15 protein-coding genes and 2 pseudogenes are annotated in these 16,610 nt (G+C 61.2%); 7 read left to right on the top strand and 10 right to left on the bottom strand.

Annotated elements, in window-relative coordinates; all coding sequences use genetic code 11:
• Both NGR_RS21455 and NGR_RS21450 read left to right on the top strand, forming a co-directional pair.
• Positions 1-1,116 (top strand): mandelate racemase/muconate lactonizing enzyme family protein, encoded by a 1,116-nt coding sequence (locus tag NGR_RS21455; RefSeq protein WP_012708577.1) that lies wholly within the window; start codon positions 1-3, stop codon positions 1,114-1,116.
• Positions 1,117-1,265: 149 nt separating this feature from the next.
• On the top strand, positions 1,266-1,562 hold the full coding sequence (locus NGR_RS21450) for a DUF1330 domain-containing protein (RefSeq protein ID WP_012708576.1): 297 nt from the start codon (positions 1,266-1,268) through the stop codon (positions 1,560-1,562).
• A gap of 124 nt (positions 1,563-1,686) precedes the next feature.
• On the opposite strand, the pseudogene NGR_RS33680 reads toward NGR_RS21450, so the two are convergent.
• The 10 genes and pseudogenes from NGR_RS33680 to NGR_RS21400 form a co-directional block, all read right to left on the bottom strand.
• Positions 1,687-2,175: pseudogene (locus tag NGR_RS33680) on the bottom strand (GFA family protein).
• Positions 2,176-2,308: 133 nt separating this feature from the next.
• Positions 2,309-2,881, bottom strand: coding sequence for an S-(hydroxymethyl)glutathione synthase (gene gfa, locus NGR_RS21440; protein ID WP_012708575.1), 573 nt, complete (start codon positions 2,879-2,881; stop codon positions 2,309-2,311).
• A gap of 57 nt (positions 2,882-2,938) precedes the next feature.
• Positions 2,939-3,772, bottom strand: coding sequence for an S-formylglutathione hydrolase (gene fghA, locus NGR_RS21435; RefSeq protein ID WP_012708574.1), 834 nt, complete (start codon positions 3,770-3,772; stop codon positions 2,939-2,941).
• Positions 3,773-3,774: 2 nt separating this feature from the next.
• On the bottom strand, positions 3,775-4,902 hold the full coding sequence (locus NGR_RS21430) for an S-(hydroxymethyl)glutathione dehydrogenase/class III alcohol dehydrogenase (protein ID WP_012708573.1): 1,128 nt from the start codon (positions 4,900-4,902) through the stop codon (positions 3,775-3,777).
• 30 nt (positions 4,903-4,932) lie between these two features.
• Positions 4,933-6,597, bottom strand: a complete 1,665-nt coding sequence (locus NGR_RS21425) for an electron transfer flavoprotein-ubiquinone oxidoreductase (RefSeq protein ID WP_012708572.1) — start codon at positions 6,595-6,597, stop codon at positions 4,933-4,935.
• Positions 6,598-6,630: 33 nt separating this feature from the next.
• Positions 6,631-7,305 carry a dimethylsulfonioproprionate lyase family protein gene (locus NGR_RS21420; RefSeq protein WP_164924394.1) on the bottom strand — a complete coding sequence of 225 codons (675 nt, stop codon included), beginning with the start codon at positions 7,303-7,305 and terminating at the stop codon, positions 6,631-6,633.
• Between the two features lie 37 nt (positions 7,306-7,342).
• Positions 7,343-8,275: an electron transfer flavoprotein subunit alpha/FixB family protein gene (locus NGR_RS21415; protein WP_012708570.1), complete on the bottom strand. Its 933-nt coding sequence runs from the start codon at positions 8,273-8,275 to the stop codon at positions 7,343-7,345.
• Between the two features lie 25 nt (positions 8,276-8,300).
• Positions 8,301-9,047, bottom strand: coding sequence for an electron transfer flavoprotein subunit beta/FixA family protein (locus tag NGR_RS21410; RefSeq protein ID WP_012708569.1), 747 nt, complete (start codon positions 9,045-9,047; stop codon positions 8,301-8,303).
• Between the two features lie 32 nt (positions 9,048-9,079).
• On the bottom strand, positions 9,080-9,685 hold the full coding sequence (locus NGR_RS21405) for a dimethylsulfonioproprionate lyase family protein (RefSeq protein ID WP_012708568.1): 606 nt from the start codon (positions 9,683-9,685) through the stop codon (positions 9,080-9,082).
• 31 nt (positions 9,686-9,716) lie between these two features.
• A complete protein-coding gene (locus NGR_RS21400) occupies positions 9,717-11,753 on the bottom strand; it encodes an NADH:flavin oxidoreductase (protein ID WP_012708567.1) in 2,037 nt (678 codons plus the stop codon).
• A gap of 144 nt (positions 11,754-11,897) precedes the next feature.
• On the opposite strand from NGR_RS21400, the gene NGR_RS21395 reads away from it, so the two are divergent.
• The 5 genes and pseudogenes from NGR_RS21395 (at position 11,898) to NGR_RS21375 (ending at position 16,506) form a co-directional block, all read left to right on the top strand.
• Positions 11,898-12,527: a TetR/AcrR family transcriptional regulator gene (locus NGR_RS21395; protein ID WP_012708566.1), complete on the top strand. Its 630-nt coding sequence runs from the start codon at positions 11,898-11,900 to the stop codon at positions 12,525-12,527.
• Between the two features lie 11 nt (positions 12,528-12,538).
• A complete protein-coding gene (locus NGR_RS21390) occupies positions 12,539-13,363 on the top strand; it encodes a pyrroline-5-carboxylate reductase family protein (protein WP_012708565.1) in 825 nt (274 codons plus the stop codon).
• Positions 13,364-13,436: 73 nt separating this feature from the next.
• On the top strand, positions 13,437-14,324 hold the full coding sequence (locus NGR_RS21385; RefSeq protein ID WP_012708564.1) for an ABC transporter permease: 888 nt from the start codon (positions 13,437-13,439) through the stop codon (positions 14,322-14,324).
• A pseudogene (locus NGR_RS21380) lies at positions 14,317-15,353 on the top strand (quaternary amine ABC transporter ATP-binding protein). Before NGR_RS21385 ends, NGR_RS21380 begins: the two are co-directional and overlap by 8 nt.
• Positions 15,354-15,486: 133 nt before the next feature.
• On the top strand, positions 15,487-16,506 hold the full coding sequence (locus tag NGR_RS21375; RefSeq protein ID WP_164924393.1) for an Ldh family oxidoreductase: 1,020 nt from the start codon (positions 15,487-15,489) through the stop codon (positions 16,504-16,506).
• The last annotated feature ends 104 nt before the right edge of the window (positions 16,507-16,610 follow it).

Genomic DNA, 16,610 nt, shown 5'->3' with positions numbered 1-16,610 from the left:
ATGACTGATCTGAAGATCGAACGTATCGACGTTTTCAAGGTCGATTTGCCCTATTCCGGCGGAGTCTATCTGCTCTCCGGCGGGCGAGAGTATCGGAGCTTCGATGCCACGTTCGTGCGTATCGCCACGAATGACGGTCTCGAAGGCTGGGGCGAAAGCACGCCGTTCGGCTCCACCTATATCGCCTCTCACGCTATGGGCGTACGAGCAGGTATCGCGGAAATCGCCCCGAGCCTCATCGGACTGGACCCGCGTCACGTGGACCGCGTCAACGAAGCGATGGACAACGCGCTCGTGGGGCACCTTCACGCGAAGACCGCCCTCGACGTCGCCTGTTGGGACGTCTTCGGCAAATCCGTCGGGATGCCCGTCTGCGACCTCCTCGGCGGTCGCACCAACGTCGGCCTGCCGGTCATTTCGTCGATTTACGTTGGTGACCCGGACGACATGCGCAAGCGTGTCGCGGAACATCGGGCGATGGGCTACCTGGCCCACTCGGTGAAAGTCGGCGACGATCCGCAGACCGACGCTGCTAGAATTGCCGCTTCCCTTGCCGACAAGAAGCCGGGCGAATTCTTCATCGTCGACGCGAACGGTGGCATGACGGTCGAAAGCGCGCTGCGGATGTTGCGTCTTCTGCCCCCGGGTCTTGATTTCGTACTCGAAGCGCCTTGTGCGACCTACCGCGAGTGCGTTTCCCTGCGACGCCGTACCAACGTTCCGATCATTTTCGACGAACTGGCGACGGACGACGCATCCGTATCGCAACTCGTTGCAGATGACGCCGCCGAAGGCATCGGCCTCAAGATATCGAAGAACGGCGGCCTGACGCGAGGACGCCGCCATCGCGACATCTGCCTGGCGGCCGGCTACACCGTAAGCGTTCAGGAAACGACGGGTTCGGATATCGCGTTCGCGGCGATCGTACACCTTGGACAGACGGTCCCGGAACGCAACCTGCGCAGTGTTCTCGAATGCCGCGACATGGTGACTTTGAAGACGGCCGACGGTCCGTTCGAGGTCGTGAATGGGCTTGTCAGGGCGCCGAAGCTGCCTGGGCTTGGAATCACGCCTCGTCTTGACGTGCTCGGTGAACCAGTCGCCACCTATTCTTGATTGCCGTTGCGAGGAGGGTATCGTCCTGATTGCCGAGGCGGGCTCCGAAAACATCAAACTCGAATGCGTTCCCGTGGGAACCCTCAGACAAACCAGATTCGACCGAAGGGCGGCACGCACGTTGCAAGCCGCATGCGAAGGGAGTGCTCATGATGAAGGGCTATTGGCTCATTATCGGAACGGAGATATCGGATGAAGGAGCCCAGAGGGATTACGGCGAACTCTGGAAGCCGATCGCGGAGAAGTACGCTGCCCGCATCAATCAGCTTGTCACGCCGCCGATCCTTCTCGAGTCGCGGGACGCTCAGCGGGTTATCGTCGTGGAGTTCCCGTCGTACGAGATCGCACGGGCGTGCTACGACGATCCTGCTTATCAAGAGGCTCGCCTTCTGGCGCTGAAGGCTTCGAAGCGCGAGCTGCTTATTATTCAGGGCGATCTCGTATAGGCGCTGCCTGAAGTTCGAGCAGACGGCGACCCGTTGAAAATGCGCAGACGGGAATACTCGTGCTGGACCGTCCTCGAGGCGATGGTCGTTCACCTCCGCTTCGGCAATGATACCAGGTCTCGCGTTAATCTCCTGGCCGGCCGGGGAGAGCCTTCACCTCGTCAAGCCATGACAGGGCGGACGAACACCAGATCTGTGATCTCGGCATGAGTTCGGGAATTGCCGGTTGGTTCCGGCGCGTATGCCCACGACATTGGCAGCATCGCCCTCGCCAACGCTGTAGATTGGCGAACCACATGTCCCGCAGAAATATTGCAGCCGTTTCCGGCCGTTATCGGCGGTTTTTTCCATAAAGGGTGGGGTTCGCCCGCTATGTGGGTCTGATCGACCCAAAATCATAAGCGTGATCGATTCTAAATGATTAGAGCGGGATGCGGGCGGAAAACCGCGCGCACTTTTCCTCATCCCGCTCGAAGCGGAACGCTGACGGTTACTCCGTAAACCGTACCGGTGAGCTCCGGCAGTCTGTACAGTGACAGACGGAGACCTCGGCGGGATCGATATCCGCGGTGTAGCTTGTGTTCCCGCAATGACAGCTTCCGTCTATCCGCACTCAGTCTAACTCGAAGGTCATAGTGTGAAAGACGATGCCGACCTTCGCCGTATTGGGTCGCCGGACGGAGGCGACCTTGCGGCGAAAGCCGGTATCGGAGTGCCTGACTGCAAGTCGCAGTGCAACCTAAGCCTTACGCAGGCAATGCGCCGCTCTTTTTAGCGGTCCACGTGGCAATATAATCCATGAGGCCGGGCGAGAGGCAATCGTAAGGTTCGAGACCCAACTCTTTGAGGCGCGAACGGACTTCGTCCATTTTTTCGGGGCTGAAGCCGCTTTCGATGATCGAGGAGACGAATGCGGCAAAGCCTGGTTCGGCCCATCCATCTTCTTCGAAACGTTCCGGATGGATGAACGAGAGGCCCTGGAAGGGATGGTCGCGTTCGACCGGACCATACATGTGGACGCCGCAGTCCTTGCAAGCGTAGCGCTGGATGAGTGCCGACGGGTCGACGACAGCGAGCTTGTCTCCATTTTCGAGGACTTCGACCTTTTCCGTCGCGGCAACCGCGACGATGGAGAAGGTGGCGTCTTCAGGCTTCCAGCACTTGGTGCATCCGCAGGCGTGGTTGTGCGCGATGTCGCTGTTGACCTTTACCTTGACCGGGTTCGTGGAGCACGCGCACGTCAGAACGCCTCCCGAAAACTGCTTTCCGCTTCCCCGCGGTCCGCCATCCAGGTGCGGATGTAGATGCAGATTTCCCATGTTATTCCCTCCTCTTTCGCCGGACCCCATTGTCCGGAGTTGCAAAGTTGCGTTTCGTTAAGACAGCCGCTCCGCGTGCCACCGGAGATGGTCTTCCATGAAGGTCGAGATGAAGTAGTAGGAATGGCCGTAGCCCTCCTGCATCCGCAGCTTCAGGGGGATGCCGGCTTCGGCGCAGGCCTTCTCGAGCTCGCTCGGCCTCAGTCCATCCTCAAGGAATGTGTCGGATGTGCCCTGGTCGACCAACAGTTCCGGAAACCGATAGCCGTCCTCGATCAAGGCGCAGGTATCGTATTCCCTCCAAGCGGCTGCGGCGCTGCCGAGATACTTTTCGAACGCGGGCTTAGACCAACCGGCTTCCATCGGTCTGGCAATCGGCGCAAAGGCGGAGCAGCTTCGGAAGACTGACGGGTGTTTGAGAGCGATCGTGATCGCCCCGTGGCCGCCCATGGAGTGTCCGAATACACCTTGTCGCGTCATGTCAGCCGGGAAGTGAGAGGCGATAACCTCCGGGAGTTCCTTCGTGATGTACGAATACATGCGGTAGTGTTCGTCGTACGGACTCTCTGTCGCATCCAGATAGAACCCTGCACCGCTTCCGAATTGCCAGTTGTCCGGCTCGTTCGGAACTTGTTCGCCCCGGGGACTTGTGTCGGGGCAAACGACGATAAGACCGAGAGCCGCCGCTGCTCTACGGTATTCGCCCTTTTCCATCACGTTGGCATGCGTGCATGTCAGGCCCGAGAGATACCAGACAACGGGGCAGGGGCGTTCGGCCGCCTGGGGTGGCGTGAAGACGGCGAACGTCATCGTGGACTTGCAGACTGCCGACTCGTGCGAGTAGACGCCCTGCGTTCCGCCGAACGACTTGTCGAGACTGATCGTCTGCATCGTCAATAGACCACGACGCCGCGGATGCTCTCGCCGGAATGCATCAACTCGAAGCCTTTGTTGATATCTTCGAGCGGCATGGTGTGGGTGATCATCGGGTCGATCTGGATCTTGCCTTCCATGTACCAGTCGACGATCTTCGGAACGTCGGTGCGGCCGCGTGCGCCGCCGAAGGCTGTGCCCATCCACTGGCGGCCCGTGACGAGTTGGAAGGGACGGGTGGAGATTTCCTGGCCCGCGCCCGCGACGCCGATGATGACCGACTTGCCCCAGCCGCGATGCGCCGCTTCCAGCGCCTGGCGCATGACCTTGGTATTGCCCGTGCAGTCGAAGGTGTAGTCAGCGCCGCCGATCAGGTCGCCATTGCGCTTCGTCATATTGACGAGGTAGGGCACGATGTCGTCGCCGATCTCCTTCGGATTGACGAAGTGCGTCATCCCGAATTTCTCGCCCCACTCCTTGCGGTCCGGGTTGATGTCGACGCCGATGATCATGTCGGCACCGGCGAGGCGCAGCCCCTGCAGCACGTTCAACCCGATACCGCCGAGGCCGAAGACGATAGCGGTCGCGCCGATCTCGACCTTCGCGGTGTTGATCACCGCGCCCACGCCCGTGGTGACGCCGCAGCCGATGTAGCAGATCTTGTCGAAGGGCGCGTTGGGGTTGACCTTGGCGACGGCGATCTCGGGCAGAACGGTGTAGTTCGCGAAGGTCGAGCAGCCCATGTAGTGGTGGATCTTGTCCTTGCCGATCGAGAAGCGGGATGTGCCATCCGGCATCAGGCCCTGTCCCTGGGTGGCGCGGATCGAGGTGCAGAGGTTCGTTTTACGCGACAGGCAGGAATAGCACTCGCGGCATTCCGGCGTGTAGAGCGGGATGACATGATCGCCTTTTTTCACCGAGGTGACGCCCGGCCCGACGTCGACGACGATGCCGGCACCCTCATGACCGAGGATCGCCGGGAACAGGCCTTCCGGGTCGGCGCCCGAGAGCGTGAAGTCGTCCGTGTGGCAGATGCCGGTCGCTTTTACTTCGATCAGCACTTCGCCTGCGCGAGGACCTTCCAGCTGTACGGTCATTACCTCAAGCGGTTTTCCTGCCTGAACGGCAACAGCGGCGCGTACGTCCATGTGATTTCCTTTCCGGGTACAAACTTCGATTTACATGTTCGGATAGACCGGGCCTTCGCCGCCTTGGGGCGGCACCCAGTTGATGTTCTGGTTGGGGTCCTTGATGTCGCAGGTCTTGCAGTGCACGCAGTTCTGGGCGTTGATGACGAAGGTCGGCTTACCGTCCTTCTCGACCCATTCGTAGACGCCGGCCGGACAGTAGCGCGTCGACGGACCGGCATAGACGTCCAATTCGGAGCGCTTCTGCAGTTCCGGATCCTTGACCTTGAGGTGGATCGGCTGGTCCTCCTCATGGTTGGTGTTCGACAGGAACACCGAGGACAGCCGGTCGAAGGTCAAGACCCCGTCCGGCTTCGGATAATCGATCTTCTGGTGCTGCGCGGCCGGTTCGAGGCTCTGCGCATCGGTCTTGCCGTGCTTCAGCGTGCCGAAGAAGGAGAAGCCGAACAGCGTGTTGGTCCACATGTCGAGGCCGCCGAGCCCCACGCCGATCGCCGTGCCGAAGCGCGACCAGAGCGGCTTGACGTTCCTGACCTTCTTCAGGTCCTGGCCGATGGCGCTGTCGCGCCAGCCGCGCTCGATCTCGATCGGCTCGTCATTGGCGCGGCCGCTGGCGATCGCCGCCGCCAGCTTCTCGGCGGCGAGAATGCCCGACAGCACCGCATTGTGGCTGCCCTTGATGCGCGGCACGTTGACGAAGCCGGCCGAGCAGCCGATCAGCGCGCCGCCGGGGAAGGACAGCTTCGGCACCGACTGGTAGCCGCCCTCGGTGATCGCCCGGGCGCCGTAGGAGAGCCGTTTGCCGCCCTCGAAGGTGCCGCGGATGGCCGGATGCGTCTTGAAGCGCTGGAACTCCTCGAACGGGTAGAGATAGGGGTTCTTGTAGTTCAGGTGGACGACGAAGCCGACGGCCACGAGATTGTCCTCGAGATGGTAGAGGAACGAGCCGCCGCCGGTCTTCATGCCGAGCGGCCAGCCGAAGGAGTGCTGTACCAGGCCCGGCCTGTGGTTCTCCGGCTTGACCTCCCATAGTTCCTTCAGGCCGATGCCGAATTTCTGGACGTCGCGGTCCCTCGAGAGATCGAACTTGGCAATCAGCTGTTTGGCGAGCGAGCCGCGCACCCCCTCGCCGATCAGCGTGTATTTGCCCAAGAGCGCCATGCCGCGGGCGAAGTTCGGGCCCGGCTCGCCGGAGCGCTCGATGCCCATGTCGCCGGTGGCGACGCCGATCACCGCGCCTTCGTCGTTGTAGAGCACCTCGGTCGCGGCAAAGCCCGGATAGATCTCGACGCCGAGCGCCTCGGCGTGGGTCGCCAGCCAGCGACAGACGAGCCCAAGCGATACGATGTAGTTGCCGTGATTGTTCATCAACGGCGGCATCAGGAAATTCGGCAGGCGGATCGAGCCGGCCGGGCCGAGGAACAGGAAGTGGTCGTCGGTGACTTCGGTCTTGAACGGATGGTCGGCGTCGTTGCGCCAATCGGGCAGCAGCCGGTCAATACCGATTGGATCGACGACGGCGCCGGAGAGGATATGGGCGCCGACCTCGGCGCCCTTCTCGAGCACGACGACCGAGAGCTCCGGATTGACCTGCTTCAGGCGGATCGCCGCGGCAAGCCCGGCCGGACCCGCCCCGACGATCACCACGTCGAATTCCATGCTCTCGCGTTCGGGGAGTTCCATCCGGTCAGACATTCCAATTGAATCTCAAAAATAGGCGGGTTTGCATCACCGGCCGCTCGCTCTTTCGCACCAAAGCACGAGCGCAGGCCCGCTGGTGCAGCGAAGCGCCAGGCCGCTGCCGCCTTCGGCGAAAAATACCCCGCCGGCGCGATGAGGCATCCAAGCGCTCTCGTCCACTCGAACTTCCATGTGCGAGAGCGCCGCGAAGGCAGCGGGATAGCGCCTGCGATGATCGGGATATCTGGTGAAAGGAGCCAATATGGTGACCCCTAGATGGATACAGTCTCGCTGCTCGAGACCATCAGGCCCAACAATGTATGCGTGGGCGTGGCCGTCGAGAAAGTTGACGCTGGCGAACGGGCCCGTATTGCTTTGGTACCAGCGCAGTCCGGGAACAATTGCCTCCATCGCCGCGGCGACCGCCGCGATCTTTCCCCCTTGCTCGCGTGCCCTTCCGACAGCGAGCGAGAGATGGCTTACGGCGGGAAGCTCGATGCCTCCCGAGCAATAGTGGCTGCTGGCGCGTGAGATGTCGTGAAAGACTTTCCCGGCAATGTATCTGGCCATTGTCGGGACATCGTCTGCAAGAAAGAGGTTTCCGGCCGCGCTGATAAACGCTTGCAAGGCGGCCGGCCGGCTGCCGCGCATCGACATCCACCTGGAAGCAGATGCAAGCGGTTCGAACTCGACCGGATATTGCAGGGTCTGGTAGCGATACACCTTGATTTCGTCCTTGGTGGAGGTGAGCTTTTCGATGTCAGGTCAGTTTCTCGAGCTCCGGCAGGACGTCGAATAGATCGGCGACGAGGCCATAGTCGGCGACCTGGAAGATCGGCGCCTCCTCGTCCTTGTTGATGGCGACGATCACCTTGGAATCCTTCATGCCGGCAAGGTGCTGGATGGCACCGGAGATGCCGCAGGCGATGTAAAGTTGGGGCGCGACCACCTTGCCGGTCTGGCCGACCTGCCAGTCGTTCGGCGCATAGCCGGCATCGACGGCGGCGCGCGACGCGCCGACGGCGGCGCCGAGCTTGTCGGCGACCGGCAGGATCACGTCCTTGAACTTCTCCGAGGAACCGAGCGCCCGGCCGCCGGAGATGATGATCTTCGCCGAGGTCAGCTCCGGGCGGTCGGAGGACGACAGCGAGTTTGCAACGAACGTGGAGAGACCGGAAGAAAGAGCTGCCGTTGAGACTGCCTCAACGGCAGCAGCGGGGCCTCGAGAGGCCGGGGAAAACGAGGCGGTGCGGACGGTGATCACCTTCTTGCTGTCGGTGGCCTGAACTGTCTGGATCGCATTGCCCGCATAGATCGGACGCTTGAAGGTATCGGCCGAGACGACCTCGATGATTTCCGAGACCTGGGCGACGTCGAGCAGCGCCGCAACGCGCGGCATGACGTTCTTGCCGACCGAGGTCGCGGCCGCGGCGATCGCGTCGTAGGAGCCTGCAAGCGAGACTATCAATGCTGCAAGCGGTTCTGCCAGGTTGTTGGCAAGCGCCGCATCGTCGGCCAGCAGGACCTTCGAGACCCCGGAAAGGTTTGCCGCGGCGTCGGCCGCTGCCCTCGCATCCGAGCCCGCGACGAGGATGTGAACGTCGCCGCCGATTTTCTGGGCCGCCGTCAGCGCCTTGGCGGTCTGGTCGGAAAGCGTGGCGTTGTCATGATCAGCCAGAAGAAGAACGGCCATGTCTATATCTCCTCAAATCTGCCGGTTAGAGCACGCCGGCGGTCTTCAGGCTGGACACCAGCTCGGCGACCGACTTGACCTTGATGCCGGCCTTGCGGCCGGACGGCTCCTCGGTCTTCAACACCTTCAGCCGCGGCGCCGTGTCGACGCCGAAGTCGGCCGGGCTCTTCTTGTCGAGCGGCTTCTTCTTCGCCTTCATGATGTTCGGCAGCGAGGCATAGCGCGGCTCGTTGAGCCTGAGGTCGGTGGTCACCACGGCCGGCAGCTTCAGTTCGACCGTCTGCAGGCCGCCGTCGACTTCGCGGGTGACATTGACCTTGCCGTCGCCGAGCTCGACCTTCGAGGCGAAGGTGCCCTGGGCCCAGCCCAAGAGCGCCGAGAGCATCTGGCCGGTCTGGTTCGAATCGTCGTCGATCGCCTGCTTGCCGACGATGATCAGCCCCGGCTGTTCGGCCTCGGCCACACCCTTGACGATCTTGGCGACAGTGAGCGGCTCGACCTGGTCCTCGGTCTCGACGAGGATCGCCCGGTCGGCGCCCATGGCGAGCGCGGTCCTCAGCGTTTCCTCGGCCTTGGCCGGGCCGATCGACACGACGACGACTTCCGAGGCCTTGCCGGCTTCCTTGAGGCGCAGCGCCTCTTCGACGGAGATCTCGTCGAACGGGTTCATCGACATCTTGACGTTGGCGAGTTCGACGCCCGACCCATCCGCCTTGACGCGGATCTTGACGTTGTAGTCCACCACCCGTTTGACCGGTACGATGATCTTCATTGCAGTTTCCCTTGTTTGGCTTGTCGCTGGCCTCAATGTTGGGGCGTATCGGGCAACAATGCCCAGAAGGCGAAGAGGGGCTTTGTGCCCGACCGCATGGCGTGCTTTATGTTTGGCGGGTTGAAGAATGAGCCACCGATACCGGGAGCGAACCATTCGCCGCCGGCCTGGCTGAACTCCCCCTCCGACAGCACGAGATATGTTTCTTCAGGGGCGTGATTGTGGTCCGGATAGCGGACGTCCGGCGCCAAAAGGGATGCGCCGATCCAGGCATCGGTCCGGTCTTCAAGGGCCTGCGGTCCGACAATCAGGGCGTTGCCGTGACCGAGCAGAAAGGTAGCGCTTGCCGTGTGATCGTAGATGGAGCGGGTCTTCCACTCCAGCTGTTCCTCAATCGCCTTGAAACGATCGAGCAGCGCGGCGAGGACGGCGTCGTCGCTTCCGGTTTCCAACGCGGTGGCGAGGAAGCGATCGACGACGGGCAGGCGTCTTCCCTGGCCCTGCCTGATCGGCAATGGGCTCGCCAACCTTGAGAAGACCTGCATGATCGACTGCCGAGCTCGCGTATCGACGGCAAAGCGATCGAATGCCACGAATGCGGCATCCAAAAAGCCCTGGAGTGGCTCGCTTCTTAGCATCGGTCGACGTCCCTAACTCTCCAAACCGAGATCAGATGTCTTTGACCAGACGCAACGCGTCGTAGATGGCCGCGTGGGTGTTCCTCGCGGACACCGCATCGCCGATACGGTAGAGCTGGAATTTTCCTTCGTTGTTTCGGTTTACCGCCTGGGGCTGACCGTCAATAAGCTGGTCGTAGGAAACCGCACCCAGGTTGGAGGACTTGGGTTTGAGTTCGTAGTAGATTTCGTCCAGCGGGATGGTCCCGTGGTTGACGACGATCTGGTCGAACACCCGTTCCTTCGAAACGCCGCCATAATCGCTGCCGACGGTTGCTACGAGCTGGTTGCCGCGCTTCTCGACAGACTCCAGCCTGTAGGTGACCGTGAAGGTCGTATCGAGTTTCTGAAGCGACCGCATGTAGGGGACGAGGTTCATCGCCATGACTTCCGGTGCGAACGACCGATCCGGCGTCATGATTTCAACCTTTGCCCCAGACTTGGCGATGAACTCGGCCGCCTGAAGGCCCGCATGGTCGCCCGCATCGTCGAAGATGAGTACGTTCGTCCCGGGCTTTACGTCGCCCGAAATAATGTCCCAGGACGACACGACGAGCTCGTTGCCCCTGGACAGGACTTCCGTATGGGGCAGCCCGCCGGTCGCGATGATCACGACGTCGGCGTTTTCGGCCTCGATCGTCTCTGCCTCGGCCCAGGTGTTGAACTGGAACTTCACGCCGAGTTTCTCGCACTGCGCCATCCGCCAGTCGATGATGCTGATCATCTCGCGACGGCGTTCGCTCTGAGCCGTCAGACGGACCTGTCCGCCGGGATCGCTTGCCGCCTCGAAGACGGTGACGTCGTGCCCGCGCTCGCCCGCTACTCGTGCGGCTTCGAGCCCTGCCGGACCTGCGCCTACGATCACGACTTTCTTGCTGACGCCAGCCTTTGGAATCTGGTGCGGCATCGTCAGCTCGCGCCCGGTCGCGGCATTGTGGATGCAGTAGGCGGCACCACCCTGGTAAATGCGGTCGAGACAGTAGTTGGCGCCCACGCATGGACGGATATCGTCTTCGCGCTTTTCCATGATCTTGCGGACGATATGCGGGTCGGTCATATGAGCACGCGTCATGCCCACCATGTCGACCTTCCCGGACGCGACAGCATGGCGGGCCGTGGCGACGTCCGGAATCTTGGCTGCATGGAATGTCGGGAAGTTGGTCGCCGCCCGGATTTCCCCGGCGAAGTCCAGGTGGGGAGAGTTGGCCATGCCCTGAATCGGGATGACGTCGGTCAAGCCGGCGTCGGTATCGATGTGGCCGCGGATGACGTTCAGGTAGTCGACGAGGCCGCTGTCTCTGAGACGTTTCGAAATCTCAATGCCAACCTCCTTGTCGGTGCCACCGGGGAGCCGTTCGTCGGCCGTGTAGCGTACGCCGAGAATGAAGTCGTCGCCGACCCTCTCTCGCATGGCCTTGAAGACATCAAGACAGAAGCGCATGCGGTTTTCGAGCGAGCCGCCATAGGGGGCATCGAGCTCGTTGGTAAGCGGCGAATTGAACTGGTCGATCAGGTGTCCGTAGGCTTCGAGTTCGACGCCGTCCATGCCGCCAGCCTTCATGCGCTCGGCGGCATCCGCGAAGTCCTTGATGATACGCTCGATGTCCCAGTCTTCCATCTTCTTGGGGAAGGCGCGGTGGGATGCCTCGCGATGATGGGAGGGGGCGACGACTGGCAGCCAGTCACCCTTGTCCCAACGCGTCCGTCGGCCGAGGTGGGTAAGCTGGATCATGATGGCCGCGCCTTCCTCATGCACGGCGTCGGTCATTTGCCGAACCCACGGAACGATCTCGTCCTTGTAGGCGAGGAGATTGTTGAAGACCGGAGGGCTGTCCTTGGAGACCGCGGCCGAACCGGCCGTCATGGTAAGCGCCACGCCACCTTTGGCGCGCTCGACGGTGTAGGCGCGGTAGCGCTCCTTCGGCATGCCGTCCTCAGGGTAAGCCGGTTCGTGCGACGTAACGATGATCCGATTCCTGAGCGTCAGGTGCTTGAGTTTGTAGGGCTGAAGCAGAGGATCGTTCGACATCAGGAAAGCTCCGGTTTAGAGATTATGACGAGACGGTATTGAGAATGTACATCGGCGTCAAGGACGATTGCTGGCAAGTCTGTTTTTTTGACAGGAGTGTACATTTCTCTTGTTTTCACTGTGACGGTTTGTTAGGAGATAACCATGGAACAGGTTTTGAACGACAGCGGATGGCGCGGATCGCAGGAGGGTTGGCTCGAGGCTGCCTATGAATCCCTGCTCGAATCCGGCGTCGACTCGGTCAAAATCCTCGCACTTGCAAAGCGACTGAATCTTTCGCGGACCAGCTTCTACTGGTTCTTCAAAGACAGGGACGAGTTGCTCAATGCGCTGCTGGGCAAGTGGCGGGAGAAGAATACCGGCAACCTCATCAAGCAGTCGGGCGCATATGCGGAGACAGTGGTCGAGGCGATGTTGAACGTTTTCGACTGCTGGCTCGACAAGTCGATCTTCGACTCGCAGTTCGAGTTCGCGGTCCGCAGCTGGGCGCTTCAGTCGGATGAGATTCTGGCCGAAGTGCAGAAAGCAGACCAGGCGCGCATCAGCGCGATCACCGAGATGTTCGAGAAATTCGGCTACGACGCGGTCTCGGCAGACGTACGCGCCCGCACGATTTATCTCGTCCAGATTGGCTACATCACCATGCAGGCGAAGGAGGATGTCGCGCTGCGGATGAAACGCATTCCGACCTATGTGGAAATCTACACAGGCAAAAAGCCCGAGCAGCGCGAGCTGGACCGCTTTTTCGCGCGGCACGGCTACGTGCCGAAATAGGAGATGGACTGATGGGGAGTCAGGCGAGAATCGGGATCATAGGGGCGGGGGGCTGGCTGGGTAAGGCCTTCTCCCAGTCCATCGTGGAAGCCGGGATCGCCGACGCCGAAGCCCTCACTCTTTCTTATCGGAGCGCCAAGCCTGACGTCCTTCCGTCCGCGACCTGGACGAAAGACAACCAGCTCCTCGTCGAGCGCTCAGACGTCGTCATCGTGTCTGTGCGACCGGAAGATTTCCCGGCGGTCCGCGTCAGCGCCCAGGGCAAGCTTGTGATTTCGGTCATGGCCGGTGTCACCCTGGAACACCTCGCCCGCCACCTCCAAACCGACCGAATAGTGCGTTCGCTGCCGAACGGTGCCGCAGAAGTGAGGAGTTCCTACACGCCGTGGGTGGCCTCGGAAGCGGCCGGCGAGGAGGACTGTCGCATCGCGCAGGCGATCTTCGAGTCGTGTGGGACGTCTGACAGACTGGCGACCGAAGCGGATATTGATTATTTCACGGGCCTCACCGGGTCCGGCCCGGCGTTTCCGGCGCTCCTTGCCGCCGCGATGATGAACCACGCAGTCGCCCGGGGAATAAACCGAGACGTCGCGCGCCGAGGCGTGAACGCTCTTCTCGTAGGCGCGGGCCGTCTGGCCGAGCTCCGGGCTGATTGTCCCAACGATCTCGTCGAAACCTTCATGGCTTACCGCGGCACGACGGCGGCGGCGATGGACGCGATGCGCGCGGCAGGCATCGACGACGCGGTGGGCCGCGGCCTGGACGCAGCCTTTCGCAAGTCAATCGCAATGGGGCATGCGGACGCCGAGGCTCCGCAACCGACCGCCTCGGCGTAGTTCAGGCAGCTCCGGCATGGAGCGCCACCAATCGACAAAAGCAACGATCGGAACCGGCAATAAGGGGAACCAAATGGACTGGTTTAGCGAGTTTCCGCATATGAACGACGAGTCATTGAGGCAATTCAAGCTCTCGATTGACAACGCGTTCCGCACTTTCACCCGCAACTATGGCGATTTCATCGAAGGATTGTTTGCGCCGCTCAGCAAGTTCCTCATCTGGGCAGAACGCCTGATGACCCAGACACCGTGGCCGATCGTCCTTGTCGTAATCGTGGCGATCGCCTGGCTTGCCAGCAGGAACCTGAGGGTCGTCGCCGGCACGATGGTCACGCCGCTCCTCATCGGGTACTTCGACATGTGGCTGGACGCCATGCGAACCATCTCGATGATCTTCGTCTGTACGGTCATCTCGATCGTCGTCGGACTGCCGATCGGCATCGCCATGTCTCGGTCGGACCGCTTGCAGAGGATCGTCAGCCCTGTGCTCGACGTCATGCAGACGATGCCGAGCTTTGTCTACCTCATTCCCGTGGTCATGCTTCTCGGCATCGGGCGTATTCCCGGACTGATCGCCGTCGTCATCTACGCATTGCCTCCGATGATCCGTCTTACCGATCTCGGCATCCGCCTTGTCGACAGGGACGTGCTGGAGGCGGCCGATGCGTTCGGGTGCTCGAAGTGGCAGAAACTCAGAAACGTTGAGCTGCCTCTCGCGCTCCCGACCATCATGGCCGGGATCAACCAGACGATCATGATGGCTCTTGCGATGGTGGTCATCGCTTCGATGATCGGGGTCCAGGGACTCGGTCAGCCCGTGCTCAAGGCTATCGCCAATCAGTACTTCACGCTGGGTATTTTCAACGGCCTCGCCATCGTGGGGATCGCAATCATCTTCGACCGCGTCAGCCAGGCCTATGGCGAGCGACTCCAGAAGCACAGGGAGATTGTCCATGGCTGACAAGAATTTCGACGGGATCAAAATCCGCAACCTTTACAAAATCTTCGGGCGGGACGCTCAGGCCCATGTTGAGGCCGTCAAAAAGGGGCTTACGAAAACCGAGCTGAATGAGCGGTTCGGCCATATTCTGGGTCTCAAGGACATCAATCTGGATATGCCATCGGGCAATATCCAGGTAATCATGGGCCTGTCCGGATCAGGTAAATCCACGCTGATCCGTCACATCAACAGGCTGATCGATCCGACGGATGGCGAGGTCCTCGTCAATGGCGTCGACGTCGTCAAGATGAACGAGAACGAGCTTCGCGAGTTTCGACGTCATCAGACCGCGATGGTGTTTCAGAAGTTTGCCCTTCTGCCGCACAGGAGTGTCCTCGACAATACGCTCTTCGGCCTCGACGTGCAGGGCGTCTCCAGGAGCCAGAGCATCGACGTCGCAATGCGCTGGATCGAGCGAGTCGGACTGAAGGGCTTCGAGGAAAAGTATCCCAACCAGCTCTCAGGCGGCATGCAGCAGCGCGTCGGCCTCGCGCGTGCCCTGTCGAACGACGCGCCCGTCCTCCTGATGGACGAAGCATATTCGGCGCTTGACCCGCTGATCCGGATGGACATGCAGACCGTTCTGCTTGATATCCAAAAGGAGATCAAGAAAACGATCGTGTTCATTACGCACGACTTGGACGAAGCTTTGAGACTGGGCGACAAGATCGCCATTCTCCGTGACGGCGAAGTCATCCAGCGGGCACGAGCCAGGACATCGTTCTGCGCCCGGCGGACGATTACATCGCGAACTTCGTGCGGGAGGTGAACCGCGGCCGCGTCATCCATGTGGATGCCGTCATGCAGCCCTTGAGCGCGGATCACGCTATCAACGGCGCTACGATCGTCGCCGGCAGCTCGGTCGAAGATGCCATCAAGATCATCGCCCGGGAAGGTCATAGGGACCTGGTCGTCATCGATCCGGCGGGCATGCCCCTTGGAACCGTGGACCTCAAGAGGCTCGCCTCTGCCGCCGTCAGCCTCCACTGAGGATCCGATGACCGCGGCCAAGCTTCCCGCCATCGGATGTGAGCATCCGATGGCGGGAATTGCACGGAGGACTCATGCCCGAGTTCCACCTTACGCGTTCTACGAAGGCAGAAAACAGGATTGGAGATTTAGCATGGCAGACGAAGTGACACTCGTCGGGCAGGAAGCCGAAGGCCTCGCGGCGCGCGCATGTCGCGGTGCGGGTGCTACGGAGCCAACGACGCGCTCGCTCGTGGCCGCGACCATGTCTGCCGCGCTGTTCGGACCGCCAACGCTCGGCTTTCCTCACCTGGTCGATTACCTCGACAGTTTTCGCGATGGCCGGATCAGCACCAATCCGCAGCCGAAGCTGAACCGACCCTTTGCGGCGTTCTTCGTATCGGATGCAGATCGTGGCATCGCCCAGCTCGGATTTGACCAGGCGTTCGACCAATTCGTGGAGACCGTCAGGCACTTCGGCGTCGCGATTTTCACTCAGACGAACAGCTATACGGCCGGCGAACTCGGCTACTTTGTTCGACGACTGGCCGCAGAAGGGATCGTCGGCCTCGCCGCGACGAACGCGAACGCAATGGTCGTCGCTAAACCGGGAGGTCCCGCCGTCTATAGCACAAACCCCTTGGCGTTCGGATTCCCCATGGGTGACGGATCGCCACCCATGATTATCGACCAAGCTTCGAGCGCAACCGCGTTCGTCAATATCGTGGCTGCCGCCTCGGAGGGGCGCAGCATCCCCGCCGGGTGGGCCGTTGACGCGGATGGCAACGACACCGAGGACCCCAATCTCGCACTGAAGGGCGCGCTGCTGGCTTTCGGCGGACGCAAGGGAGCCAATGTCGCTCTGATGGTCGAGATGATGTCTGCTGGTTTGTCCGGCGGACCCTGGTCTCTTGACACACCCGATTTCAGGTCGGGCGACGTCTCGCCTGGTGTAGGGATGACGGTAATCGCCATGATGCCCGGAGTGGATCAGGCGGCCCGTATCGCCCGTGCGAGAACGCAGGCTGATCGCCTGGCGGGCCTTGGGGTTTTCATACCTGGCGTAACGGGCACCTCAAAGAAGGAACAACTGACCATCCCCGCTGGCGTTCATCGGCGTATCGCCGAGTTCGCTGCAAACGCGCCCGCCGCAGGCAACATGTCCTTGGCTTGAAGGAAGAATTGGCACTCTGTCGGAGACGCACCTAGCCTGAATATCTCAAAGTAAGAGGTGCATCGGGCCCGCGAATCTGAGAAACTTCTTTTGCTACAAAGGGT

Source organism: Sinorhizobium fredii NGR234, from assembly GCF_000018545.1.
GTDB classification, from domain to species: domain Bacteria; phylum Pseudomonadota; class Alphaproteobacteria; order Rhizobiales; family Rhizobiaceae; genus Sinorhizobium; species Sinorhizobium fredii_A.
This window is presented reverse-complemented; position numbering and strand designations above follow the sequence as displayed.